Annotated in this window: 20 protein-coding genes and 1 pseudogene; 12 read left to right on the forward strand and 9 right to left on the reverse strand. The window is 70.9% G+C overall.

The features are described 5' to 3' along the window. Positions 1-123 precede the first annotated feature (123 nt). From ACFVYK_RS11460 to ACFVYK_RS11480, 5 genes and pseudogenes are all read left to right on the forward strand, one after another. Complete coding sequence (locus tag ACFVYK_RS11460; protein WP_389771667.1) at positions 124-561, forward strand: GDSL-type esterase/lipase family protein; 438 nt, start codon at positions 124-126, stop codon at positions 559-561. A 297-nt stretch (positions 562-858) separates the two neighbouring features. Further along, positions 859-2286 (forward strand): arabinofuranosidase catalytic domain-containing protein, encoded by a 1428-nt coding sequence (locus ACFVYK_RS11465; protein ID WP_389771852.1) that lies wholly within the window; start codon positions 859-861, stop codon positions 2284-2286. A gap of 250 nt (positions 2287-2536) precedes the next feature. Then, positions 2537-4519 (forward strand): alpha-L-fucosidase, encoded by a 1983-nt coding sequence (locus tag ACFVYK_RS11470; protein WP_389771669.1) that lies wholly within the window; start codon positions 2537-2539, stop codon positions 4517-4519. A gap of 55 nt (positions 4520-4574) precedes the next feature. Further along, positions 4575-5912 (forward strand): ricin-type beta-trefoil lectin domain protein, encoded by a 1338-nt coding sequence (locus ACFVYK_RS11475; protein WP_389771671.1) that lies wholly within the window; start codon positions 4575-4577, stop codon positions 5910-5912. Between the two features lie 295 nt (positions 5913-6207). Continuing rightward, a pseudogene (locus tag ACFVYK_RS11480) lies at positions 6208-6306 on the forward strand (hypothetical protein); the annotation flags it as partial. A gap of 209 nt (positions 6307-6515) precedes the next feature. Here ACFVYK_RS11480 and ACFVYK_RS11485 read toward each other — a convergent pair. The 3 genes from ACFVYK_RS11485 to ACFVYK_RS11495 all read right to left on the reverse strand — a co-directional run bounded on the left by ACFVYK_RS11485 (position 6516) and on the right by ACFVYK_RS11495 (position 9052). Beyond that, positions 6516-7781 (reverse strand): Ig-like domain-containing protein, encoded by a 1266-nt coding sequence (locus ACFVYK_RS11485; protein WP_389771673.1) that lies wholly within the window; start codon positions 7779-7781, stop codon positions 6516-6518. Next, complete coding sequence (locus ACFVYK_RS11490; RefSeq protein WP_389771675.1) at positions 7778-8347, reverse strand: alpha/beta fold hydrolase; 570 nt, start codon at positions 8345-8347, stop codon at positions 7778-7780. Before ACFVYK_RS11490 ends, ACFVYK_RS11485 begins: the two co-directional genes overlap by 4 nt. 189 nt (positions 8348-8536) lie before the next feature. Then, the gene (locus ACFVYK_RS11495) at positions 8537-9052 is read right to left on the reverse strand and encodes a 2'-5' RNA ligase family protein (RefSeq protein ID WP_389771678.1); all 516 of its coding nucleotides are present in this window, start codon (positions 9050-9052) and stop codon (positions 8537-8539) included. A 153-nt stretch (positions 9053-9205) separates the two neighbouring features. Here ACFVYK_RS11495 and ACFVYK_RS11500 point away from each other — a divergent pair, with 153 nt between their 5' ends. Both ACFVYK_RS11500 and ACFVYK_RS11505 read left to right on the forward strand, forming a co-directional pair. Beyond that, positions 9206-10714, forward strand: a complete 1509-nt coding sequence (locus ACFVYK_RS11500) for a DUF4246 domain-containing protein (RefSeq protein ID WP_389771680.1) — start codon at positions 9206-9208, stop codon at positions 10712-10714. A gap of 410 nt (positions 10715-11124) precedes the next feature. Continuing rightward, a complete protein-coding gene (locus ACFVYK_RS11505; protein WP_389771683.1) occupies positions 11125-11754 on the forward strand; it encodes a hypothetical protein in 630 nt (209 codons plus the stop codon). A 30-nt stretch (positions 11755-11784) separates the two neighbouring features. Here the strand turns inward: ACFVYK_RS11505 and ACFVYK_RS11510 are convergent, their stop codons facing one another. The 3 genes from ACFVYK_RS11510 to snpA all read right to left on the reverse strand — a co-directional run bounded on the left by ACFVYK_RS11510 (position 11785) and on the right by snpA (position 15638). Next, on the reverse strand, positions 11785-12486 hold the full coding sequence (locus ACFVYK_RS11510) for a DUF4232 domain-containing protein (protein WP_389771686.1): 702 nt from the start codon (positions 12484-12486) through the stop codon (positions 11785-11787). 83 nt (positions 12487-12569) lie between these two features. Next, entirely contained in the window at positions 12570-13469 is a 900-nt protein-coding gene (locus ACFVYK_RS11515; protein WP_389771688.1) for a PIG-L deacetylase family protein, read from the reverse strand. A 1482-nt stretch (positions 13470-14951) separates the two neighbouring features. Continuing rightward, positions 14952-15638 (reverse strand): snapalysin, encoded by a 687-nt coding sequence (gene snpA / locus ACFVYK_RS11520; RefSeq protein ID WP_389771691.1) that lies wholly within the window; start codon positions 15636-15638, stop codon positions 14952-14954. A 184-nt stretch (positions 15639-15822) separates the two neighbouring features. Here snpA and ACFVYK_RS11525 point away from each other — a divergent pair, with 184 nt between their 5' ends. Continuing rightward, complete coding sequence (locus tag ACFVYK_RS11525; protein WP_389771694.1) at positions 15823-16794, forward strand: LysR family transcriptional regulator; 972 nt, start codon at positions 15823-15825, stop codon at positions 16792-16794. Between the two features lie 292 nt (positions 16795-17086). Beyond that, a complete protein-coding gene (locus ACFVYK_RS11530) occupies positions 17087-17593 on the forward strand; it encodes a hypothetical protein (RefSeq protein ID WP_389771696.1) in 507 nt (168 codons plus the stop codon). Positions 17594-18638: 1045 nt separating this feature from the next. Here ACFVYK_RS11530 and ACFVYK_RS11535 read toward each other — a convergent pair. Next, positions 18639-19604 (reverse strand): helix-turn-helix transcriptional regulator, encoded by a 966-nt coding sequence (locus tag ACFVYK_RS11535; protein ID WP_389771699.1) that lies wholly within the window; start codon positions 19602-19604, stop codon positions 18639-18641. Positions 19605-19667: 63 nt separating this feature from the next. Between ACFVYK_RS11535 and ACFVYK_RS11540 the strand changes: the two genes are divergently transcribed. Together ACFVYK_RS11540 and ACFVYK_RS11545 are read left to right on the forward strand one after the other, a co-directional pair. Next, the gene (locus ACFVYK_RS11540) at positions 19668-20054 is read left to right on the forward strand and encodes a VOC family protein (RefSeq protein WP_389771702.1); all 387 of its coding nucleotides are present in this window, start codon (positions 19668-19670) and stop codon (positions 20052-20054) included. A 23-nt stretch (positions 20055-20077) separates the two neighbouring features. After that, complete coding sequence (locus tag ACFVYK_RS11545) at positions 20078-20380, forward strand: putative quinol monooxygenase (protein WP_389771705.1); 303 nt, start codon at positions 20078-20080, stop codon at positions 20378-20380. A gap of 289 nt (positions 20381-20669) precedes the next feature. On the opposite strand, the gene ACFVYK_RS11550 is transcribed toward ACFVYK_RS11545, so the two are convergent. Continuing rightward, the gene (locus ACFVYK_RS11550; RefSeq protein WP_389771708.1) at positions 20670-22064 is read right to left on the reverse strand and encodes an NAD(P)-binding domain-containing protein; all 1395 of its coding nucleotides are present in this window, start codon (positions 22062-22064) and stop codon (positions 20670-20672) included. A 276-nt stretch (positions 22065-22340) separates the two neighbouring features. Next, entirely contained in the window at positions 22341-22649 is a 309-nt protein-coding gene (locus ACFVYK_RS11555; protein ID WP_389771711.1) for an ArsR/SmtB family transcription factor, read from the reverse strand. Between the two features lie 114 nt (positions 22650-22763). Between ACFVYK_RS11555 and ACFVYK_RS11560 the strand changes: the two genes are divergently transcribed. Further along, positions 22764-23168, forward strand: coding sequence for an arsenate reductase ArsC (locus ACFVYK_RS11560; protein WP_389771854.1), 405 nt, complete (start codon positions 22764-22766; stop codon positions 23166-23168). Positions 23169-23257 lie beyond the last annotated feature (89 nt).

Consider the following 23257-nt stretch of genomic DNA (forward strand, 5'->3'; position numbering starts at 1 on the left):
ACTGATCACGGGCGGACGGACGCCCCTCGCCCATGCGGCCCGACCGGGGCCTGAGAAAGCTCCCCGGGCGGGCTGCCAGGCGTTGACGCGCGTCGCCCACCCCCACAGCCTTCGAACGTTTCGATGCCCTCGGCGAATCATGCGGAAGCTCTTGACGTCCTTCACCGGTTCCCTAGTATCCAGGTTGCCCGATGCTCCGAGCTGCGTTCGACAGGACGAACACGCTGGAGCGGCTCCACCCGAAGAGCAGGAAATCTCCGGGGCACGCGCACCGAACCGGCATCGCGGACTCCGCGCCGGGCCCGTTACCGGCCGAACGTGGTCACCCTGGAGATCGGCGCCAACGACCTCAACGGCAACTACCAGATTCCGACCGCCCCCGACCGGCTCCGGGCGCTCATCCACCGGATCACCAGCGACGGTGCCGACGCGACCGTCCTCGTCGGCACCGTGATCGTCTCCACCAGCGGCACCGAGGAGGCAGACCGGCCGGCGCCCGGGACGGAGAGCCGTCGCCGGGCGTGTGTCCCGGCCTGCCCTCATCAGGCACCGACCCCTTAGACATGGGATGGATCCAGTCCTGGCAGGCTAGGCATGTGTATTGACAGGGCATCAGATGCGTGGGATCACTGATGACATGGGATGTCTGAGCGTTCCCTTCGGGTGCTCTCGGACACCACGGGAGCGGTCTGCAGCAGGTGGAGCCGCCTCGCTGACCCATCCCTTCCGACAGGCACGGCACTCTCTGTCCCCTTCCCCCCGCATATCCGAGGAACAGAAATGCAGCCTTCAACCGCTCCGCCGCGGAGCCTCGCTCGTGCACCACGCCTGCCGGCGGCCGCCGTCGTCGTCTGCGTGATGGCACTGCTGCTCGTGTTGCTGGAGACAGCGCCGACCTGGTCGGCGCCGGCCGCTGCCGCGCCCCTGACGAGCTCGGCGTCGGGGCGGTGCCTGGACGTCAGGGGCAACGTCGACACGCCGGGGACGACCTTGGACGTCTGGGACTGCAACGGCCAGACCAACCAGGCGTTCGCGTTCGCGTCCGAGGGTGAGCTGAGGACGATGAGCGGCACCCGGTGCGTGGACGCCTACGACGACCGGACGGCGCCGGGAGCCCCGGTGGTCATCCGCTCGTGCGACGGGCGGACGAGCCAGGTGTGGCGGCAGAACCCCGACGGCTCCGTCACCGCCGTCCGGTCCGGATCCTGTCTGGACGTCAACGGGGCGGGCACGGCCAACGGCACGACGGTCGTCCTGTGGACCTGCACCGGCCGGAGCAACCAGAAGTGGAGCACGCCGACGTCTCCGCCCCCGCCCGGCGCAGCGGGCCCGTGCGACCTCTACGCCGCGGGCGGCACGCCGTGCGTGGCCGCGCACAGCACGGTGCGGGCGCTGTCGGGCGAGTACCGGGGCCCGCTCTACCAGGTCAGGCGTTCCTCGGACAACGCGACCAGGGACATCGGCGTGCTGGCCCCGGGCGGCTTCGCCGACGCCGCGGCGCAGGACTCGTTCTGCGCGGGCGCCACGTGCGTGATCACGGTCGTGCGCGACCAGTCCGGGCACGGCAACGACCTGTGGTACCAGGGATCGACCCAGGTCCCGGGATCGAGTCGGAGCAGTCCTGCGAAGGCGACCTCCGAGTCGCTGACCGCCGGAGGCGCCAAGGCGTACTCGCTGTACATCAGTCCCGGCAACAGCTACTGGCGCGACGGTCATCTGACGGGCGTGCCGACCGGCGCCGCTCCTGAAGGGGAGTACATGGTCACCAGCGGCACCCACGTCAACGGCGGCTGCTGCTTCGACTACGGCAACAGCGAGACGAGCCGGAAGGCTGACGCCGCCGGGGCGATGGACGCGATCAACTTCGGCACTCAGTGCTGGTTCGGCGGTTGCGCCGGCGGCGGTCCCTGGGTGCAGGCCGACCTCGAGTGGGGCCTGTACTCCGGCGGCAGCCAGTCCTGGAACTCCGGCCAGCGGGCTCTTCGCAGCAAGTTCGTCACCGCGATGCTGAAGAACAACGGAACGTCGAGGTTCGCCCTCAAGGGCGGGGACGCGCAATCCGGTGGCCTGACCACCTTGTGGGACGGCGGGCTTCCCGGCGGATACAGCCCCATGAAGAAGCAGGGGGCCATCGTCCTGGGCAGCGGTGGCGACTGCTGCAAGCCCGGCGGCGGCGCCAACCTCAGCGCCGGCACCTTCTACGAAGGAGCGATCGTCGCCGGCTACCCCTCCGACGCGACCGACAACGCCGTGCAGGCCAACGTCACCGCGGCCGGCTACCGCTGAGCCCCCTTCGCCTGCGAGGGGGCGCGGCCCCGGCACGGCTGAGACACCGACGCGTCCCGCGGGTTTGCCTTCCCTCACCAGCCCCGCGTCCGCGCATCGACGACGCCACCGGCGCGGGCACGGCCAACGGCACCTTGCTCAAGCTGTGGACCTGCACCGGCAGCAGCCATCAGAAGTGGACGCGCGACTGACCCGACGACCGGCCGACGACCCCCGCTCCACCCCGTCGATCCCCCGAGAGGCCCCCCACATGTCCTCCTCGTCACTGCCGCTCAACCGGCGCCGACTGCTGGCGGCGGCCGGCGCGGCCACGGCCTTCGGCCTGCTGCGATTCGCCCCCGAGGCCGCCGCGACCGACGGCCCCCGAAGCTATACGGCGAACTGGTCCTCGGTGGACCAGCACCCCCCGGCCCCGGCCTGGTTCCGGGACGCCAAGTTCGGCATCTACTACCACTGGGGCGCCTTCAGCGTTCCCGCGTTCGGGAACGAGTGGTACCCGCGCAACATGTACATCGGCGGCTCGAACGAGAACAGGCACCACATCACCACCTACGGCGACCCCTCGGCATGGCCGTACAGCAACTTCATCGACGGCGCCCGCGACAAGGCCGGCGACTACGTGCAGTTCGCGCCCAAATTGGCCTCCCAGGGGGGCAGTTGGGACCCGGACGCCTGGGCCCGGCTGTTCAGGTCCGCCGGCGCGAGGTTCGCCGGCCCGGTCGCCGAGCACCACGACGGCTTCTCCATGTGGAACAGCCGCGCCAACCCCTGGAACTCGGTCCGGCACGGCCCCCGACTCGACCTCGCGGCGCTGCAGGCACAGGCCATCCGCGCGCAGGGGCTGAAGTTCATGGCCTCGCTGCACCACGCCTACCACTTCAACGGCTTCTACGACCACGTGCCCTCCCAGTCGGACCCGGCGCTGCGCGTCCTCTTCGGCCAGCAGGGCTCGGCGGTGGAGAACAAGCTCTGGTACGACAAGCTGGTCGAGGTCATCGACGGCTACCAGCCGGACCTGATCTGGCAGGACTTCGACCTCGGCCTGGTGCAGGAGTCCTACCGGCTCCAGTTCCTCGCGCACTACTACAACCAGGCCGTGTCCTGGAACAAAGACGTCGTCGCCACCTACAAGGACGGCCTCGACAACAAGGGCGAGGTCTTCGACTTCGAGCGCGGCGGCCCGGCGGGGCTGCTCACCCCCTACTGGCTGACCGACGACAGCATCTCCTCCTCCAGCTGGTGTTACACGGTGGGCATCGGCTACTACTCGACGCAGGCCCTGCTCCACTCGCTGATCGACCGGGTCAGCAAGGGCGGCAGCATGCTGCTGAACATCGCCCCGACGGCCGACGGCGCCATCCCGTCCGGGCAGCAGTCGATCCTTCTCGGCATGGGCGACTGGCTCGGCCGCTTCGGAGAGGCCGTCTACGCCACCCGCTCCTGGACCAGCTACGGCGAAGGTCCCACCAGGATGGGCGGCGGCTCCTTCAGCGGACCGGTGGCCGGCACGGCCAAGGACATCCGGTTCACCCGCAGCCAGGACGACAAGGCGCTCTACGCCACCGCGCTCGGCTGGCAGGGCTCAACCATGACCGTGACGACGCTGAACTCGAACCGGATCAACCTCGGCAGCCTGACGGGCGCGCAACTGCTGAACAACGCCGCCGGCGCCTACACCGACCTGCCCGCACCGGTCCAGGACGCTTCCGGCCTGCACTTCACGATGCCCTCGTCCGACCCGCCGTTCACTGCGCTGGCGTACACGGTCAAGCTCACCTTCTCCGGTGCGATCCCCGTCCTCGGCGCGCCCGGCGGCTCCACAAGCTGGGTGAAGATCACCAACGTGGCCAGCGGACTCGTGCTCGACGGCGGGGGCGACGTCGCATCCGGCTCCGACCTCAAGCAGTGGAACTACGACGCAAGCACCAATCTGCAGTGGCAGCTGACCGATCTCGGCAACGGCTACTACCGCGTCATGAACCGCACCAACGGCATGGCCGCCGACAGCTGGGGCGACTCCGCCGACGGCGCTCCCGCCCGCCAGGAGACCTGGAACGGCGGCGACAACCAGCAGTGGTCGCTCCGCAGCCTCGGCGGCGACCGCTACCAGATCGTCAACCGGGGCACCGGCACCGCCCTCGACGGCGGCGGCAGCACCACCGTCGGCTCCACCACGGTGATGTGGACGCCCAACTCCAGCACCAACAACGCATGGACCGTCACCGGGGCTTGATACGCCCCGGCCGCCCACCTCCCCCACCCGTCCTCAACCACGGAAGAAGGAGTGTATGCAACGCAAACCGCTCTTCCTGTCGATCGTGGCCGCGTTACTCCTCGTCCTGTCAGCTGCGGGCACCTCGTTCAGCAGCGGCCTCGGCGCGCCCGCGTCGGCCACCGGCGCCGCCGTCCGGGCGACTGCGGGCTGTGGCAGACCCCCGGCGCTGGCGAGTGGCGCCCACACGATCCAGAGCGGCGGCCAGACACGCACCTACCTGCTGCGGGTCCCGGCCGGCTACGACAACAACCACCCCTACCGGCTCGTCTTCGGTTTCCACTGGCGCGGCGGCACGGCCAACGACGTCGACTCGGGCGGAACGGACGGCTACAACTGGTCCTACTACGGCCTGCGTCGCCTGGCGGACGCGAACAACAGCACGATCTTCGTCGCCCCCCAGGGCAACGGCAACGGCTGGGCCAACCCCGGCGGCCAGGACGTGGCCTTCGTCGACGCCATGGTCAGCCAGCTCGAAGCAGGACTGTGCGTCGACACCACGCAGTTGTTCTCCGCCGGCTTCAGCTACGGCGCCGCGATGTCGTACGCCCTCGCCTGCTCCCGGGCCACGGTCTTCCGCGCGGTCGCGGCCTACTCCGGCGCGAACCTCAGCGGATGCAACGGCGGCGCCCAGCCCATCGCCTACATGGGCCTGCACGGCATCAGGGACAACGTGCTGCCCATCTCCTCGGGACGGGAACTGCGCGACACCTTCGTCCGCGACAACGGCTGCACCCGGCAGAACCCGCCCGAGCCGGCCTACGGCAGCCTGACGCACATCATCACCGCCTACTCCGGATGCAGGCCGGGATACCCCGTCGTCTGGGCCGCGTTCGACGGAGCGGGCCACGACCCCGGTCCCATAGACGGTTCCACCGGTGACGGCTGGCGCACCTGGACGTCGGCAGCGGTGTGGCAGTTCTTCACGCAGTTCGACTCGGGTACGCCCCCGCCGCCGCCCACCGGCAACCAGAAGATCGTCGGCCAGCAGTCGGGGCGCTGCCTCGACATCGGCAACTCCGCCACGGCCAACGGCACCCAGGCCCAGCTGTGGGACTGCAACGGCGGCGCCAACCAACGGTGGACCCACACCACCGCGAAGCAACTGGTCGTCTACGGCGACAAGTGCCTGCGCGCCTCCGGCCAGGCAGGGGACAACGGCGCCCCGGCGGCGATCTGGGACTGCAACGGACAGACCGACCAGCAATGGAACATCAATCCCGACGGCACGATCACAGCGGCGCAATCGGGGCTCTGCCTGGACGCGGTCGGCCAAGGGACCGTCAACGGCACGAAGCTCCAGCTGTGGAGTTGCAGCGGCGGCGCCAACCAGCGCTGGCGCCTGGAGAACTGACACGCGGCGACCGGGCAGCCACGGCACCGTGGCTGCCCGGCCGCCGCGAACTGTGCCGCGCTCTACGTCTCGCCGGCCCTGCCGCGGGAGAACGCCGACGTCCATCCGCTCCTGCGGACGGCCTTCTTCGCCGCGTTCGCGCTGGGCCCGTCCGAACACGCGCGCCGCTCGCAAAGCCGCGGAGCACGCCGAGCGTGCCCGGCGCCTCGAACAGGAGTGGACGGCAGCGGTGTCGCGCGAACGCGCCCGTATCGCCCGGGACATGCACGACATCGTGACGCACTCGGTCGGCCTGATGGTGCTCCAGGCGGTGGCCGGTCCCTTCGCCCGGCGCGACGAGGCGGTCGCCACGGACCGCGGGGACGCCCCGGCGGAGGTCTTCGACCGCGTCGCCGCCGACACCGGACGGGCCACCCTGACCCAGTTGCGTTCGCTGCTCGGCGTCGTCAGGGACGTGCCTGCGAATCTCGCCCTCGCGGCCATCGGTCGGCGGCGCGGGCAACGGGTCCGGGCCGGCGTCACGGGGAGCGACAGCCAGGCTGACGAACACTGTGACCCGGCCGGGGAGGGGATGCCGGTGCGCCGGCGCGGAGTGTGGCCGCGTCAGCCGGTCGGGCTGCCGGCGACCCACTCGCTCCAGGACATGTTCCAGTCACTGAGGCCGTTGTCGGGGGCCAACGCGCTCTTGTCCGTGGAGTTCTTGACGATCACGATGTCGCCGGTCACCGAGTGGTCGAAGAACCAAGCGGCGGGCTGCCTCGCGTCGCCGCCGCCCCTGACGTCCTTGAGTCCCACGCAGCCGTGACTGGTGTTGACCTTGCCGAAGACGGCGTCGGTGCCCCAGTAGTTGCCGTGGATGAAGGTGCCGGAGTCGGTGAGCCGCATGGCGTGCGGGACGGCCTCGATGTCGTACGAGGGCTTGCCGTTCTTCTCCGTGAGGCCGACGCTCGCACCGTTCATGTGGGTCTTCCGGAACTTCTCGGAGATCACCATCCGACCGTTGTACGTCGGGTGTTCGGAGCTGCCCGACGAGATCGGGATGGTCTTGATCACCTTGCCGTCCCGGACGACGGTCATCTGCTTCGTCCTGGCGTCGACGGTGCTGATCTGGCTCCGGCCGATCGTGAACGTGACCGTCTTCCGCACGCCTTGGTGGTCGAGCGTGACGGTGACGGTGGAGCCGGCCTTCCAGTAGTTCTCGGGGCGGAAGTCCAGGCGCTGGCCGTTGAGCCAGTGGCCCACGACCCGCTGGCCGCTGCTGGAGCTGACCCCGATCTCCGACTGCACGAAGGCCTTGTCACCGACCGCGTGGTCGAAGGTGACCGTGACCGGCATGCCCACGCCGACGATCGAGCCGTCCTCGGGAGAGACGTGCCCGATGAAGTCGTTGGCCGGAGAGACTGTGGTGATCGTGGCGTTGCCGGTGGCCGAGCGGCCCTTGGCGTCCTGGGCCTCCGCGGCGATCTGGTACTTGGTGGCCCGCTCCAGCCGGTCGTTCGGCTTCCAGGATGTGCGGTCCGCGGACAGCCTGCCCGAGACCTCGGCCCCGGTCGCGACGGCGGTCATCGTCACCCTGGTGAGCTTGCCCTTACCGACGGTGACACCGACCGGATCGTTGACCCCGACGTCGTAGGCGCCCTGCCCAGGCGTGATCTGTATGCGAGCGTCGGAGGCTTCCTCCGCACTCGCCTGCTCTGCCTGCGCTGTCGCCTTCGGGTGCTTCCCGGCAGGGTCGCCGCCGGTGGCGGCGTTGCTGGTACCGCCCAGTGCCGTGACTGCCAGGACGCCGCCGAGTACGCCGGCCGTAGCCACCAGCCCGGTAGGTCGTTTACACAGCGTGAACAAACGCTTCTCCCATGCCACTGTCATCGGTCCGTGCTCCAGGCGCTGATCGCCGACGGAGCGCAGCGAGGTCTACCTTCAGTTATAGGCACACCTCCGGCAGCAAATGGGCAAATCGTGATGAAGGGCACGTGACAGCAGGCGGGCCCCGGTGGGTGCGCGGCGCGCGCCGGCCCTTGACCCAGCGTGAGCATCGCCTCGGCTACCTCGTCGTTCGCCATGTCGGGGATCGCCGTGTCGGCGTCCTGGAGGACGAGCAGCCGCACCCGAGGGATCTCGCGCGCGATCGCCTCGCCGTTGCCGACGGGGAAGAACCGGTCGCGGCATCCGTGCACGACGAGCGTGGGGATCTCGATCTCGGGCAGGCGCTCGCGCCAGCGGGGCCGGCAGTCGAGCCTGGAGAACACCATGCCCATCTGGTTGGCCCTGTGGGCCGGGGGTGCGGCACTGGGCCTGCGGTCCCAGATGCGCGCGGCGAGCACCCGCGCGGCGGCGGGACCGTCGCCGAGGGTCTCCGCGCCGGCGGCGGCGAACGCGGCCACCGCCTCGCGGTCCGCCCAGTCGGGCGATGGACGCGCGAACGGCCGGCTCATCGTGGCTTGGTCATGGCCGGGGAGGTCGTCGTCCGGCGGGCCGGGCGCGACCGGGCGGGTGCCGACCAGGGTGAGCGCCGAGAGCGCGCCACTGCTCCGGTCATCCGCCCCTGCGCCGCCCCCGCTCTGCCGCTCGGCTCCGCGGGCGCCAGTTCGCGGTGCGCCGACCGGTCGGGGCCGGCGGCTGTCTCAGGAACGGGGCTCCAGCAATTCCAGGGCGCCGGTTTCGGTGTCGTAGCTGCGCAGGGTGGTGAGCCGCACCGACAGCGGCGGCATGGGCAGCAGCTCGGGAATCCGTCGGCCGGCGAAGGCGCCGGCCCTCCGGGTCCGGCCGAGGGTGACGTGCGGACTCCAGCGTCCGGGTTCATGGAAAGGGTTGAGGGTTTCGGGCGGGCTGTCCGAGGCGACCGCCTCCCACACCCGGCGGTGCAAGCGCACCAGCACGGGGTCGAGGTCCAACGCCCAGGCCAGGACCGAGGTGGGCCGTTCGAAGCGGACCAGACCGGTGAACCGCACGGGCAGCGGCAGGGCTGCGGCCACCTGGGCGAGCTCCCAGCGAATCGGAGCGGTCAACTCCGCACAGGCGGCCAGCGTGAGGTGCGGGCTGTTGGTCGGTGAACGGTGGCGCGCCTGACTGGGCAGCCCCGCCTCCGCGAGCCGCCGCCACGCCTCCCGGACGGCAAGGTCCGCCGCCTCATCCAGCAAGAGCTCGACCGTACGCACCGCCGCAGCCTACCGGCGACGACCCACCGCGCCGTCGCGGGCCGCGCTCACAGTCCGAGGTGGACCGCGGCTGCGGTGTCAGTCTGCTGAAGTATCGTTCCCGCCACCGCACACCGACTGGGAGGACCAGAAGAGTTGACCGGCCTGTCTGCTTTCCCGCTGCCCTTCAACGCATCCCGTTCCATAGCGTACGCAACACCCCGAACTCTGCGCGAAATTGAGATGATGCAGTGCAGCTCGCTCATCCGGGCGAAGCCGGAATGGTTCGACAAGATGAACGATGCCGGCATCGTCGCCAAGTGGACGCAAGAAGCCGCCGCCCAGGGCCTCACCGAAGCGCAGATTCGTTACGTGCTCGCTGAACTTCGGTATTACGCCGCACTGAGGGATGAACGAACCGGCGTCGAGGTGTCCGGCGTCGACGGGGTGTGGCAGTCGGACGCCCTGGTGGACGACAAGCTCAGATCCCGGCTGCGCGAGGCGGTCCGGGTTCTGGAGCAGGTTCCCGAAGCAGAACTGGACTGGCATCCCGGATCCGACGGCCAAGTGCTGGATCTGGTTCATCCCTCACTGTTCTGCCTGGTGAGAGAAGTGAGCGGCGGGCCCGAGAGGGCTTGGCAGAATCCGACGGACCCCTACTCCAAGTACGAGTTCTCGGAGACATTCCAGTGGCTGCCCACGGACGTCGACGTCAGTGACGACGGCGCTGTCGCCTTCCGGTCGTACGTCAACAACGTTCACCCCGAGACCCACCGTGAACTGGTCGACGTCCTACCGCACTTGTTCGCGCGCCTGCGCCCGCTGTTCGAGAACGTGCTCACGGATCTGCGCCATCCGCGGCCCGTGCGGATCGAGGCCGACCCGTACGGGTGGTACGACTCGGAGCCGGAGTATCCGGACAAGTCCTCCTACGGTGACGCTGCGGCCCACGCAGAAGCCGTCCGCGTATGGGAAGAGGCACAGGACGACTGGTGGGAGAACCGGAGCCCGGTCATCCCGGACGCCCCGGATTTCACCCCGCCCGAGGCGCCCGACGAGTCCGCCCGAGTCGACCTGCGCGGCCGCAGCCTCCAGGTCATCGTCAAGCTCGCCACCATTCATCTCACCCCGGACAAGCCCGAGTACGCCGGCGGTTCCTGGCATGTCGAGGGGATGATGAACGAGCGGATCGTCTCGACCGGCATCTACTACTGGGACAGCGAGAACATCACCGAAAGCCGGCTGAGTTTCCGGGCGGCACTCGACGATCCGCACTACGAACAGAACGACGACAACGGCTTGCGTGAGGTCTACGGACTCGAGAACGAAGACGCGCTGAACCAGTTGCTGGGATCGGCATCGACCCCAGCGGGCCGCTGCCTGGCCTTCCCGAACATCCTGCAGCACCGCGTCGGCTCTTTCCGCCTCGCGGACCCCACGCGTCCCGGATATCGCAAAATTCTCGCGTTCTTCCTGGTCGACCCGTCGGAAAGAATCGTCTCGACGTCCGATGTGCCACCGCAGCAACCCTGGTCCGACACCTCGACGATGACGCTGGAACAGGCCAAGGACTTCCGCCGACAGCTCATGCAGGAACGCAAGTTCTTCGTCGACGAACACAACGAGCAGCTCTACGAGCGAGAGTTCTCCCTCTGCGAGCACTGACCGCATCCGTCTCGACCGCCCGTTGCCCGCACCCGCGGGGGTGGTCTCTCGACAGGGTGGCCGGTCACGACGGTCGGCTCCTCGCAGCGGCAGCCCTGCTGCGCGGGCCGGCCGACCCGTGTGGCTTGTCGTCTATGGGGTGGGTGCGATGGTGTGGCCGCCTGCCACACGACATGGCGTCACGGAGGAGCCTGGCCCACCCGTGCTCCTGGAGTAGCCGGCGGCGCGTGCGGGCCACCACGCCGTCCGGTGTCCTCGCATCCGATCACCCGACACACCGGGGCAGCGAACGGGTCGCACATACGCCCGAATCCGCCCATTCGGGTCACAGCACCATCACGTCCGGCACAGGCTCTCCCCGCCGGTCCTAGGCTCGCCAGGATCACCACCTGCATAACAAGGGGGCACCCATGGTCAGCCGGAACATCATCGGCCTAGCGGTCGGCGTACTCGTCATCGCCGGCATCACGTCGGCCTGCGGGCCCGACGATGTGCACAACAGCAGCACGCCGTCCGCCACCGGCTCGGCGAAGACCGCGGGCAGCAAGGACGACAAGACCGAGACGAAGACCGTCCCCGACTTCGTCGGCATGGGCCTGCAATCCGCCCAGGACAGCGCCCAGTCGCTCGGCTTCTACAGCCTCGCCTCTCACGACTCCCTCGGCCGCGACCGCATGCAGGCCTTCGACCGCAACTGGAAGGTCTGCACACAGAACGTCGCAGCCGGCAAGACCGTGCCCGTCGACACCAAGCTCGACTTCGGAGCGGTGAAGCTCGACGAGACCTGCCCCGCCAAGGACCAGGCCCCGCCGGCCAAGGCCCGCGGCACGATGCCCGATTTCGCGGGCAAGAGCGTGAAGGCCGCCCGTGCCGCCCTGGACTCCGGGACGTCGATCTCCGTGAAGGACGCCGCCGAAGACCGGTTCGTGCTCGTGGAGTCGAACTGGCAGGTGTGCACGCAGAAGCCCGCCGCGGGAGCGGAACTGAACGGACAGCCCGTCGAGTTCGGGGCGGTCAAGTTCGGCGAGAGCTGCCCCTGAGCCGGAGCGTCCTGTCCCGCGCGGTGGGACTCAGAAGTCGTCCGCTCCGTTGCGGAGTTCGGGAGTCCAGTAGCCGGTGAGGGCCTTCGCCGGGTCGACGGCGATGCCCTCGCTGCCGGGCGCGGTGACGGCGATGACCGTGGAGTCGCCCTCCAGCGTGACGGAGAACCCCGCCACGGGTTCGTTGTCCTCGTCGACTCCGCCGTCCGACAGCTTCACCAGGGCGTAGGCCGGGGCGCCCGCCGCCAGCACGACCGGTGTGGCCGGCTTGCTCTTGGCGACGGCCGGGACGTCCTGCCGATGACTCTCCAGGAACTGGACGTGCGGGAAGCCAGCCAACCGGCAGGGGTGACCGGCGGTGTTCTTCGCGGTCAGGACGATGTGGGTGTAGGGCGGTCCGTCCTGCCGGGCGGCGGTGACCTGGACGTCCCCCGCGGTGCACACCGCTGTGGAGGCCGCTGCCTGCTCACCGGTCCCGCCGGCCGAACCCGAGGCGGCGGTGCCCGTCGAGCCCTTCGATCCCGTGGAGCTCGCCCCGCCGGCCGACCCGGACGCACCGGTGCCGCCGCCGGTCGTCGACGCCTCGGCGCCCGGGGACGACGCCACCGTGGCCGCGTCGGTCGCCGTGGAGGAGGACTGGACGCCTGAGCCGTTCTGACAGGCGGTGAGGGACAAGGCGAGGGCCGTGCCGGCGAGGGCGAGCAGCGTGGAGCGGTGACGTGCGGTGTTCATGGAGAAATCCCCCGTTGGTGGTACGGGGCCGCGGCTCGCAGCCGTCGGCCGGTGTCGTGGTGCCTGTGTGCTGTGCTCGGTAATCAGTTGCCCCTGCCCGGCCGGTAGCCGGAGGGCAGGGTGTGGACGAACTCGCGCGGGTCTGCGTGCGCGGCCTCCAGCAGCTCCGGGACGCTGTGGTAGCCGAGGGCGTACAGGTTTCGGGTGGGGTCCCAGGTGTTGTAGGCGTACATGGCGTTGCGCTTGATCTTCATGTGGGCGTCGGGGATGTTCAGGACGTAGGCGGCGCCGTCCGCGCGGTCCTGTCGGGGGCGCTCGTAGGCGTAGACGTGGTTGAAGCGCACATCGGAGATCGTGCCGTCGTTCATCAGGCGGTAGGCCACGTCGCTGCACGCCTTGTGCGTCTCGGTGTGTTCGAGCCAGCCGGCGGTGAACTTGTGCGAGGCGCCGGGGTGTTGCGCGGCGAGCGCCCTGACCTTCGCGTCGATCCGGTCGACCAGCTTGTTGTAGGCGGAGTCGCTGGAGAATCCGTCGTCCGCCACCTTGAAGTTGATGACCTTGTCCACGCCCAGTGCCTTCGCGGAGGCCCTGAACTCGGCGGTCCGGCCGGCGACGATCCCGGTGGTCCCGTCGGTGGGCCAGGACAGGTGGTGCCGGCCGCCCGCGGCGCACGGATGCGGGCTGGACCACTGGGTCAGGGGGCACGGGTCGGTGTTCATGCGCACGGCCAGGTCGGGGTTGCGGCCGTTGCTCACCAGGACGAGGTAGACGGGCCGGCCCGCCGCCTTGTGCTCCAGGATCGACCCGGCCAGCCCGATCGCGTCGTCGTCCTGGTGCGGGGCGTAGAAGATGGCCGGCTTGGCGGCGGCCGACGCCGCGGGAGCGCGGCCCGCCTGGTACGCCACGGCGCCGGCGGTCAGCGCGGCGGCGGCCAGGACGCTGCGCCTGGACAACCCTGCGGTGGGCTCGTTGCTGCTGTTCATATGAGAGGTCCCCGTTCGGTGAACTACGGCGTGGCGGTGGTCCGCCGACGGCGGGTGGACGGCGGACCGCGTGGCGGTGGTCCGCCGACGGCGGGTGGTCGGCGCCGCCCCCGGACCCGCACCGGCTCTCGGTCCCGGCAGCCGTCGGCCGGCGGGTGTCGAGCGCGGTGCGTGCGAGCCTGGCGGCGTCCCCGTCAGCCATCAGTCGATCATTTCCGGTCCCCCTCGCCCAGGCGGTTCTACCGGCGGAAGTACCGTCGTCCGTACTTCTGCCGGGCGCTCGCATGCGGACGAGCCGGATGATCGGGGACATCGACGGTGCGCGTCGGCACGCCTTCCACGGCGGGCTTCGGGGAGCAGTTGCCGAATCCGCGGGTCCGCGCCGGGCTGAGCGAGGAGGCGCTGTCGCATGCGGCCTGGGTGAGCGTCAGGGCGCTGGCCGCCGACATGGAACGCGGGCGCACCAGCGCCGTATCGTCGAGGCGCCGGCCGAAGCGCTGGGACTCGACGACGCCGAGGCCGTGAGGCTGGACAAGTCCGCCGCCGCCGGACGCCGGCGTCCCATGGGGGCCACGGGCCCGGCGGGTTCTGGCAGCCTGGCTCTGCCGCGTGACATCCAGGACTTCACCGCGCGGGGTCCGGCCCTGGCCCGGCCGCTGGAACTGGCGCGGGCCGCCGATCCGGGCCCGCCGACGGTCACCGTGGTCGCCGGGCAGCCCGGCCTGGGCGAAACCCCACGGACGACGTCATCGCCCTCTACTACGCCGTCGCCCTTTACCACGCCGCCGCCCAGCAGCAGATCGGCAACGACCTCGCGGCCCTCAAACGCTGGCCCGAGGCCGAAGAGCCGCTGCGCCAAGCCCTCGCCGCCTTCGACGCCGCGCAGATGCCGGCCTGGTCGGAGCAAGCCCGGCTCGGCCTCGAGCACGTGCTCGGCGCCACGGGACATCCGAAGGCCCGGGAGACGCTCATCACCGCCCGCGACGCCCTCGCCGCGCCACGCAGCCCACGCCGGGCCGAGGCCGCGGAGGCGCTCGCCGCAGTCGACGAAGCCGGTGCCGATGCCGGAGCGGGAGCCGGGGCAGGTGCCGGGGCAGGTGCCGGAGCCGGGGCAGGTGCCGGGGCAGGTGCCGGGGCAGGTGCCGGAGCCGGGGCAGGTGCCGGAGCCGGGGCAGGTGCAGGTGCCGGGGCCGGAGCCGGAGCCGGAGCCGGGGCAGGTGCGGGGGCCGGAGCCGGGGCCGGGGCAGGTGCCGGGGCCGGGGCAGGTGCTGGGGCCGGGGCCGGGCCGGGGCAGGTGCTGGGGCAGGTGCAGGTGCCGGGGCCCCCTGACGCGCGAAGTTGACAGGACGTCAGCCATGGAGGCCACGGTGCGGGGCTGATCTGCGGGGGTCGCGGCGCGGGCACGGCGGGAGCGGGCCGTGCCGCCGGGGCACGGCCCGCTTGCCGCGAAGGACGCAGAAGGACGCAGAGTCAGCCTGGCTGTCAGCGCACGCGGTTCAGCTTGTCGAGAGCCTTGGCGAGGCCGTTGGCCCACAGCTGGTTGACGCGCGACCGCTCGGTCGCGTTGGGGTACCGGTTCGTGCAGGAGGTGCCGGGTCCGCCGCCGGACATCAGTTCGCTGCACGGGCCGCTGTAGTGGTCAGGCAGGCCCAGCACGTGGCCGGTCTCGTGCGCCGCCACCCGGACGGAGTCGTACTGCCGGTTCTGGGCGTAGTCGAGGAAGATGTAGCCGCTGCCGTGGCCGTTGGTGGAGGCGTACGACCCGCGGGAGTCGTTGCCCTCGTAGTACGAGAAGTCGGCGCCGCCCGAGGTGGACTGCAGCTTCACGTTGCTCACGGAGCTGTTCCACACCGAGGCGGCGCTCGATATCTGGGACCGGAAGCTCGGCGCCTGGGAGGCGTTGTAGTACACGGTCACGGACCTCAGGCTGGGATCGGCCGCCTGCTTCTTCGCGACGGAGTTGAGCACGGCCTCGAAGAACGCCTTGTTGTTCGCCGCCTCCTGGGCCGAACCGGTGTAGCCGGCACGGACGGCCGTGGAGGAGCCGGTGGCCTGGGCGCTCGCCGGGACCGCGCCGCCCAGGGCCGCGAACGTCACGCCCAGACCGAGCGCCAGCAGTCTCCTGGAGGCCTTCGCGGAGGACGCGGGGGACGTACGGGTGAACGTCATGTGGGGGGCTCCTACTCGTTCATGTGGGGTGGTGAACGATCGGTCGACCCGAGTGTGGGGCAGCGCGGTGGCCGAGCGGATGATGGCAACAGGCGATAGCCCGCCGCTATCAGGGCGACTCGTGCTGTTTCCTTCGCGTTTGAACATCTGGTGCCTCACCAGGCCCAGCCTTTACGCTCCGCGCATGGAGCTCGAGGTGAGGCACTTACGCGTGCTGTGCGCCATCGCCGACGCCGGCAGTCTGCACAAGGCTGCCCGTGAACTGGGCATGACCCAGCCCTCGTTGAGCACCCAGCTGCGCCGCATCGAGCAGTTGCTCGGCGGCCGGCTCTTCGCCCGCGACTGTACGGGCAGCCGCCCCACGCCCCTCGGACACGCCGTGGTGAGCCGCGCCAGGCCGCTCGTCGCCGAACTCTCCGCCATCGTGATCGAGACCCGGTCGGCGGCCGCCCGCGCGGCGGGCGGTCCCCGGCTGCGCGTCGGCGCCACGGCCAGCCGGGCGGTCCCGGGCTGGCTCAGGCGGCTGCGCGCCCGCGTGCCCACGGTCGAGCCCAGCCTGCAGATGGACGTGTCGGCGAACGCCCTACTGCGGCAGGTGGCCGAGGGCAGGCTCGACCTGGCGTTCGTGCACGAGGTCGAGGGCAGCCCGCTGCGCGTCCCGAACGGGCTGTCTGTGCGGATCCTGGTCGAGCGCGAACCCCAGTTCGTCACCATGGCCGCCGACCATCCCGCAGCGTCCCGGCCGGAGGTGCGTCTCGCGGACCTCGCACAGGACCGCTGGATGGTGGACGCCACGGTCGACGGCGAGTGGGACGGAGTGTGCCGGGTGCTGCGCGCCGCCGGCATCGAGCCGGACCTGCTGCACGGCGACTACCTCACCGCCTACTTCCTGGCCGCCATCGGCGAGGTCGTGACGGTCAGCCAGCCGACCTCGCTCCCGCCCCGCTCCGACCTGGCCATCCGGCCTCTCCACGGTGACCCGATAGGGGTTCGGCTGCTGCTCGCGGCTCGGACGGCGGACGAACTCGACCTCGGGTTCGACGAGTTGGAGGGAGCCTACTGGGAGGCGGCCCGGCAGGCCCCGGCCTACCAGGAGTGGCTGGCGCGCGAGGCTGCCGGGAAGGCCGCCCACACTCCGCGAGCGGTGGACGCTTGAGGAGCGAAGCCGGTCGTAGACGGCGGCGAGCACCTCCTTGGGGTCGGCGTCCTCCTCGTCCGCGAAGACGAGGTGGTCGAGCATTGTGGGGGCGAACCGCAGGTCGCGCCCATCGCCTCGTCCGCGCAGGCGTCGGCACCGGCCGCCGGCCTCGGGCCGACTCGTCCCCGCAGCGTTTCGACCACGCCGAAGCCCTGGAGCCGGTGGCTGGCCTCGGGCCGACTCGTCCCCGCAGCGTTTCGACCACGCCGAAGCCCTGGAGCCGGTGGCTGGTCTCGTGGATGCTTACGGGGTGAGCGAAACTGGCGCGTACATGCTGAGAGAACTTCGGTCGCTGGATCCCGCGGCGCGCGCGGACGTCCTGCGCGTGCTGGACTGCGTCGTCCGGGACCTCCCCGTCCATTGGCGGCGCCGCAAGGGGGTGCCGCAACTGATGGTGTTCCTCGACGGCCCGGAGGACGTGCGGATGGAGAAGATCACGTTGCGCGAGCTGTCCGAGCACGGGTATCTCGACGAGTTCAGCCGCTGGGCCGGCAGCGTCCCGGTGGCGAAGGCACGGGAACACGGCTGTGCGGCTCTGGTCTTCGGGGACCGTATCCACGCGCGGATCAATCGCATCGGACCCATCGGATCGGGTTGGCATCTTCCCGACACCTTCGTCAGCGTCCGCACGGTGCACCGGGATGTGAAGATGAGCCCGTCCTTCTCGCTCACCTTCGACGTAGTGGGCCGCCTCTTCCCGCGGCTCGTGTTTCGTCAGTGGGTCTTCGACACCCTCGCCCGCGCCCGCCAGATCTGACCGGGACCCGGCCCGCCCGCGGGCCCGATCGCCTGCTCGAACCTGTCCCACGGCATGAACACGTAGAGCTGCGGCCCGTCGGCGAAGCCGTGGCACGCCTGGGTGTGACGCTCCGCCGAGTCCGACCGGGCTCAGCCGCAGACGACAGGCGCACGGCCGAGCCGCCCCTGCTGACGCAGCGGCGGCTCTGGCAAGGCGCGGCCAGGACGCCGCGGACGCTCTGCCCCATTTACTGAGCGGCCCCCGCGTCCTGGACGACCTCCCTTCGAGGCCTTGGTGACGATCCCGGCCGAAGAGAACCTCGTCAGCGCCGGGCAGTGGACCTTCGACCAGCCGCTGGTACGCCAGGCGACACCGTCGACGATGTCCGTGCCGCCCTCCGTCCAAGCGCGTGCAGTTGACGGTGGCCTTGCAGTGGCCGCCGTAGCCGTGATCGCAGCAGGCCATCACAGCGTTGCCGAAGTCGCCTTGACAGGCCGGGCGGTGGGCCTCCTGGGCGCTGCGAAGGGGGCGCCCTGGGAGCCGAAGGCGAGCGCGGCGAGCCCGCCTCCCATGACGAGTGCGGACCATTGCCTCGCCGCCGCTGTGGTTCGTGTCGGATTGCGGTCGTTTCCCGGAATACCGGGCACGGGAGGCCGACCTCTCGCATTCAGGTGACCCTGGTGTCGACACCGGTGGACACGGTCCTGGTCGAGCTCGGCCAGTCACAACGTCTCGTTCTCATCGCGTGGTTCCCCCGGAAGGTCGGTGCGGTTGGCTGAGATGACCGCGGCGATCTTGCGATCAGGGGCCTGTCCCATGTGGAACAAGTCCCAGGATCACTGCGGCGATCACAAGGATGTACGGCGGTTCTTCGCCCGTCATTGGCGGACAGTCCACATCTGCTTGGCGCACAGTCCAAGGCGTACGGGGGGCGGTGCCGTCAGGGCCGGACACGCGGTTTGCGGTTCACCGGTGTTCTCCCGCACCCGTCACCGCGAGGCGGGAGGCGGGAGGCGGATCCCGCGCAGCCGGTCGAGGTTCGGCGCTCGTGCCGACCCGACCCTTACAGCGGCTGACCGCCCCCGTTGTCCTCGAACAGTTCGCGGGTGCGGCGCAGCAGCGCCTGCCGTACGTCGTCCGGGGACAGCACCCGTAGCGGGGCGCCCAGGCTGAGGAGGTATCTGGCGAGCCCGTCCGCATCGGGGCCGCCGATCTCGACGACGGTGGCGTCGGGACCGTCCGGGTGGTGCGCGCCGACGGTCGGCGGGATGATCCGCACCGCCTGCTCCATGGGCAGCGGGAGACGGATCGTCACGTAGAGCGGGTAGGCGCCGGTGGCGATGCCTCGGGAGACGAGCAGCGCCGGGTCGGGCGGGTCGAGGAGTTCCACCATGTGTCCGGTCGGTCGCGCCTGCGTCACCCGGTCGGCCCTGAACGTCCGCCATTCGCCGCGCGCCACGTCCCGGGCGACGAAGTACCAGCGGCGCCCGGTGTGCACGAGGCGGTACGGGTCGACGTCTCTGACGGTGTCCTTCCCTGCCCGGTCGCTGTACGACAGGCGGACGCGCTCACTGCGGCGGCATGCCATGGCCAGTTCCAGCAGCATGCGGGGGGCGATCTGCGGCTCGTCGGGCCTGGGTGTGTGCACGAACGCGGCATTCATCTCGCCCAGTCGGTCCGCGATCCGCGGGGGCAGGGCCTGGCGTAGCTTCAACAGCGCCGACAGCGCGGCCTGGTCGCTGCCGAGGACGCCGCTGAGGGCGGCCTCGCGCAGTGCGACGGCCACGGCGAGTGCCTCCTCGTCGTCGAGGATCAGTGGCAGAACCCGCGTACCGCCTCTGAGGCGGTAGCCGCCCCATGGCCCGGGCTCCGACTCCACGCCGTAACCGAGTTCCCGCAGCCGGGAGACGTCCCGGCGGACGGTGCGCTCGGTGACCTCCATCTGCCCGGCCAGCTCGGCGCAGGTCCACAACGGGCGCGCGGACAGCAGCGAGACCAGTCGCAGCAGGCGGGCGGAGGTGCTGATCACACACCGCAGTCTCCCTCATGACCAGGACCGAATCTGTCCTGGTCCCGTCATAGCGTCTTCCCCATGAGCACCGGAACCCCATCCGCGCCCGCGATTCGCTACTCGGCCGTCACGTTCGACTGCCCGGAGCCGGCCGAGCTGGCCCGCTTCTACGGCGACGCCCTCGGGCTGCCCGTCGTCCACACCAGCGACGACTTCGTCATGCTCGGCCAGGAAGGCGCGCCCGGCCTGGGCTTCTCCCGGCTGGCCGGCTACCAGCGTCCCACCTGGCCGGACCCCTCCCGTGAGAAGAGGGCCCACATCGAACTGGGCGTCGACGACCTGGACGCCGCCCAGGCCCGGCTGCTCGCCCTGGGCGCCGTCGAACCCCCCGCTCAGCCGCAGCCCGACCGGTGGAGGGTCCTGCTGGACCCGGCCGGCCACCCGTTCTGCATCTCCACCCTGGTCTGAGCGTGATCGGCCGACTGATGGTCATGACCGCACACCCGGGCAGCGGAGGCGCGCTCGCCGCACTCCTGCTCGAGGTCGCGGAGAGGCTGCGCGGCTTCCCGGGCTGTGAGATCTACCTGATCAGCCAGGACGGAACCGACCCGGACACGGTCCACGTCACCGAGGTCTGGAGGGACGACGCCAGCGCACAGGCCGCCCTCGCCGCTCCGCCTCCCGCCGACGGCCCGACCCCCGCCGACGTCCTCGCCCTGCTGTCGGCCCCGCCGCTCCGCACGGACCTGACCGTCCTGGGCGGGGTGGGCCTCCTGACCGACGGCCGCCCCTGACTGACCCGCCACCGGCCGGCAACGGACCCGGACGGGCTGCCACCGTCGGGGGCGTGCATGCCGACCCTGTGGCGCCGGGACCGGCATGCACGCCCCGGTCCGAACAGCAACTGGCTCACGGCTGACCGAGCGGCGCACAGCCATCGCCTGCCTTGCCTGGGCGGGAGGCCCTGTCATGATCCCCGTGGCACACCTCAGGCGACGCGGGCCGGTCCCGGAGGCGACGCGAGGGGCCGCGACCGGTCCCCCGTTCCGGTCGCTGCCCCGCCCCCGGGGGTTCCGAGGTCGGTCACGAGCCGCAGCAGCCGCCCGCCGACGCCTCCCCGGCCGCTGTGGCGGCGGGCGCGTCGCCGCCGATCCGAACGAGCACGGACGACTGAGCGGGGGCGCAGCAGCCGCCGCCGTCCGCCTGCCCGGCGGCCGGGTCGTCGACGAGGCCGGCGCCGCCGCACACTCCGGTCTCCGGGAGGGTGAGTTCGACGCGGTCGGCGGACTCGAGATCGCCGGCGATGGCGGCGGTGACGGAGCGGACCTGCTCGTAGCCCGTCATGGCGAGGAAGGTGGGGGCGCGGCCGTAGGACTTCATGCCGACCAGGTAGACGCCGGGTTCGGGGTGGGACAGTTCGCGGTGGCCGTGCGGGTGGACGGTTCCGCACGAGTGCTGGTTGGGGTCGATCAGCGGAGCCAGCTGGACGGGCGCCTGGAGTCGTTCGTCCAGGCCCAGTCGGAGCTCGGACAGGAAGGACAGGTCGGGGCGGAATCCGGTGAGGACGATGACCTCGTCGACCGGGTCGACGCGGCGGCCGTCCTCACCGGTCAGGACGACTCGGCCGTCGTCCGTCCGTTGGATGGCTTCGGTGCGGAATCCGGTGACCGCGTCGGCGTAGCCGTCGTCGACGGCGGCCTTGGCCGCGAGTCCGAGGGCGCCGCGGGCGGGCAGCTGGTCGGCCTCACCGCCGCCGAAGGTGGAGCCGGAGATGCCCCGGCGCAGGATCCACACCGCGTGCGTGCCCGGCTCGTCGCGGGCGACGTCGGCGAGTATGGCGAGCGCGGTGAAAGCGGAGGCGCCGGAGCCGATGACGGCAGTGCGCTTGCCCGCGTAACGGGCGCGTACGGCCGGGTCCTTGAGGTCGGGGACGCGGTAGGTGACGCGGTCGGCCGCCGCTTTCTCGCCGAGGGCGGCGAGGCCGCCGGCGCCGGCCGGGCCGGGAGTGGTCCAGGTGCCGGAGGCATCGATGACGGCATGCGCGAGGAGGCGTTCTTCGCCGTCGGCGGCCGTGAAGTGGACGACGAAGGGCTGGGCTTCGCGGTCGGCGTCGACGACTCGGTCGCGTCCGCTGCGGGAGACGCCGGTGACGGTGGCGCCCACGCGAACGCGCGCGCCGAGGACGTCCGCGAGGGGCTGCAGGTAGAGATCGGCCCAGTCCCCGCCGGAGGGGTAGGTCGCCGGGTCGGGCTTGGTCCAGCCGGCGGGGGCGAGGAGCTTCTCCGCGGCCGCGTCGGTCAGCTCGCCCCAGGTGGAGAACAGCCGGACGTGGGACCACTCGCGCACCGCGGAGGCCGCGGTCGGTCCGGCTTCCAGGACCACGGGTTCGATGCCGCGCTCGACCAGGTGGGCGGCGGCCGCGAGTCCTGCCGGGCCGGCGCCGATGACGACGACCGGCAGGTCCGAAGTGGTGGTCATGGCAGATCGTCCTCCTGGTTGAGCGGCCCGACCCGGATCGCTGTTTCGATCACCGTCGATGCCTATGTCCCGACCTTGGCACTTGCATCGACGAGTGTCAACATAGACGTATGTCAAAATAAGAACGAGCGGCACTGCCGGTGCCGCCGGCCCTGGACGCCAGGTCGGTCCTGAACGCCGGAGCGGTGGCGCCGTGTCGCCCTCCGGTCAGCGGCGGGGAACCGTCGCGGGCCGCGTCGGCGCTCCGGGCCGGGGCGGCGGTGGGCTCGGTGGACGTCACGGACAGGCGCGCTTGTTCTCGGCGGCGGCACGGGCGGAGGCGGCGAGAGCGGCGAACTGCTCGGAGAGACCGGCCAGAACCTCGGGCTTGAGCTTGTAGTACGTGAAGCGGCCGCACGGCTCGGTCTCCACGATCCCGGCCTCGCGCAGCACCTTCATATGGTTGGACAGGTTGGCCTGCTTGGATCCGGTCTCCTCCACCAGGTGCGTCGCGCAGAGCGTTTCGCTCGCCAGCAGCGTCACGATCCTCAGACGGAGCGGATCGCCCAACGCCCGGATCACATCAGGATCGACTGAAGTCAGCATCCACTGATACTGTCACATCACTTTTCGCTGATATCAGCGCAGACGGAAGTCTGCGGGGCCGGGTTCCCCCTACGACGAGAGAGAACGATCACCGTGGCCGACAAGCCGTCCGACTTGGCCGACAAGCCGTCCGTCCTGTTCGTCTGCGTCCACAACGCGGGCCGCTCCCAGATGGCCGCCGCCTGGCTGACCCATCTCGCCGGAGACCGCGTCGAGGTCCGCTCCGCCGGCTCCGACCCGGGCGACCGGGTCAATCCGGCCGCCGTCGAGGCCATGGCCGAGGTCGGCATCGACATCTCCGCCGAGACGCCCAAGGTCCTCACCACCGACGCGGTCCGCGCGTCGGACGTCTGCATCACCATGGGCTGCGGCGACACCTGCCCCGTCTTCCCCGGAAAGCGTTACCTGGACTGGAAGCTCGAAGACCCCGCCGGACAGGGCGTGGCGGCCGTGCGTCCCATCCGCGACGAGATCAGGACCCTGGTCGAAGGCCTGATCGCCGAGATCGCCCCCGCCTGATCGCCGAGCGGTCTTCGTCGGCGGATCCGCTGAGAACGCGCCCGACGCCGCCACGGGGCCGGCACCCGAGGCACGATCCCGGAACCGGC

Source organism: Streptomyces sp. NPDC058291 (genome assembly GCF_042880855.1).
GTDB lineage: Bacteria > Actinomycetota > Actinomycetes > Streptomycetales > Streptomycetaceae > Streptomyces.

Bases quoted from the DNA above. Each gene is read 5' to 3' on its own strand.
- ACFVYK_RS11460 (WP_389771667.1), top strand. From the start codon at position 124: ATGCCCTCGGCGAATCATGCGGAAGCTCTTGACGTCCTTCACCGGTTC.
- ACFVYK_RS11465 (WP_389771852.1), top strand. From the start codon at position 859: ATGGCACTGCTGCTCGTGTTGCTGGAGACAGCGCCGACCTGGTCGGCG.
- ACFVYK_RS11470 (WP_389771669.1), top strand. From the start codon at position 2,537: ATGTCCTCCTCGTCACTGCCGCTCAACCGGCGCCGACTGCTGGCGGCG.
- ACFVYK_RS11475 (WP_389771671.1), top strand. From the start codon at position 4,575: ATGCAACGCAAACCGCTCTTCCTGTCGATCGTGGCCGCGTTACTCCTC.
- ACFVYK_RS11485 (WP_389771673.1), bottom strand. From the start codon at position 7,781: ATGACAGTGGCATGGGAGAAGCGTTTGTTCACGCTGTGTAAACGACCT.
- ACFVYK_RS11490 (WP_389771675.1), bottom strand. From the start codon at position 8,347: ATGAGCCGGCCGTTCGCGCGTCCATCGCCCGACTGGGCGGACCGCGAG.
- ACFVYK_RS11505 (WP_389771683.1), top strand. From the start codon at position 11,125: ATGGTCAGCCGGAACATCATCGGCCTAGCGGTCGGCGTACTCGTCATC.
- ACFVYK_RS11510 (WP_389771686.1), bottom strand. From the start codon at position 12,486: ATGAACACCGCACGTCACCGCTCCACGCTGCTCGCCCTCGCCGGCACG.
- ACFVYK_RS11515 (WP_389771688.1), bottom strand. From the start codon at position 13,469: ATGAACAGCAGCAACGAGCCCACCGCAGGGTTGTCCAGGCGCAGCGTC.
- snpA (WP_389771691.1), bottom strand. From the start codon at position 15,638: ATGACGTTCACCCGTACGTCCCCCGCGTCCTCCGCGAAGGCCTCCAGG.
- ACFVYK_RS11525 (WP_389771694.1), top strand. From the start codon at position 15,823: ATGGAGCTCGAGGTGAGGCACTTACGCGTGCTGTGCGCCATCGCCGAC.
- ACFVYK_RS11540 (WP_389771702.1), top strand. From the start codon at position 19,668: ATGAGCACCGGAACCCCATCCGCGCCCGCGATTCGCTACTCGGCCGTC.
- ACFVYK_RS11545 (WP_389771705.1), top strand. From the start codon at position 20,078: ATGACCGCACACCCGGGCAGCGGAGGCGCGCTCGCCGCACTCCTGCTC.
- ACFVYK_RS11550 (WP_389771708.1), bottom strand. From the start codon at position 22,064: ATGACCACCACTTCGGACCTGCCGGTCGTCGTCATCGGCGCCGGCCCG.
- ACFVYK_RS11555 (WP_389771711.1), bottom strand. From the start codon at position 22,649: ATGCTGACTTCAGTCGATCCTGATGTGATCCGGGCGTTGGGCGATCCG.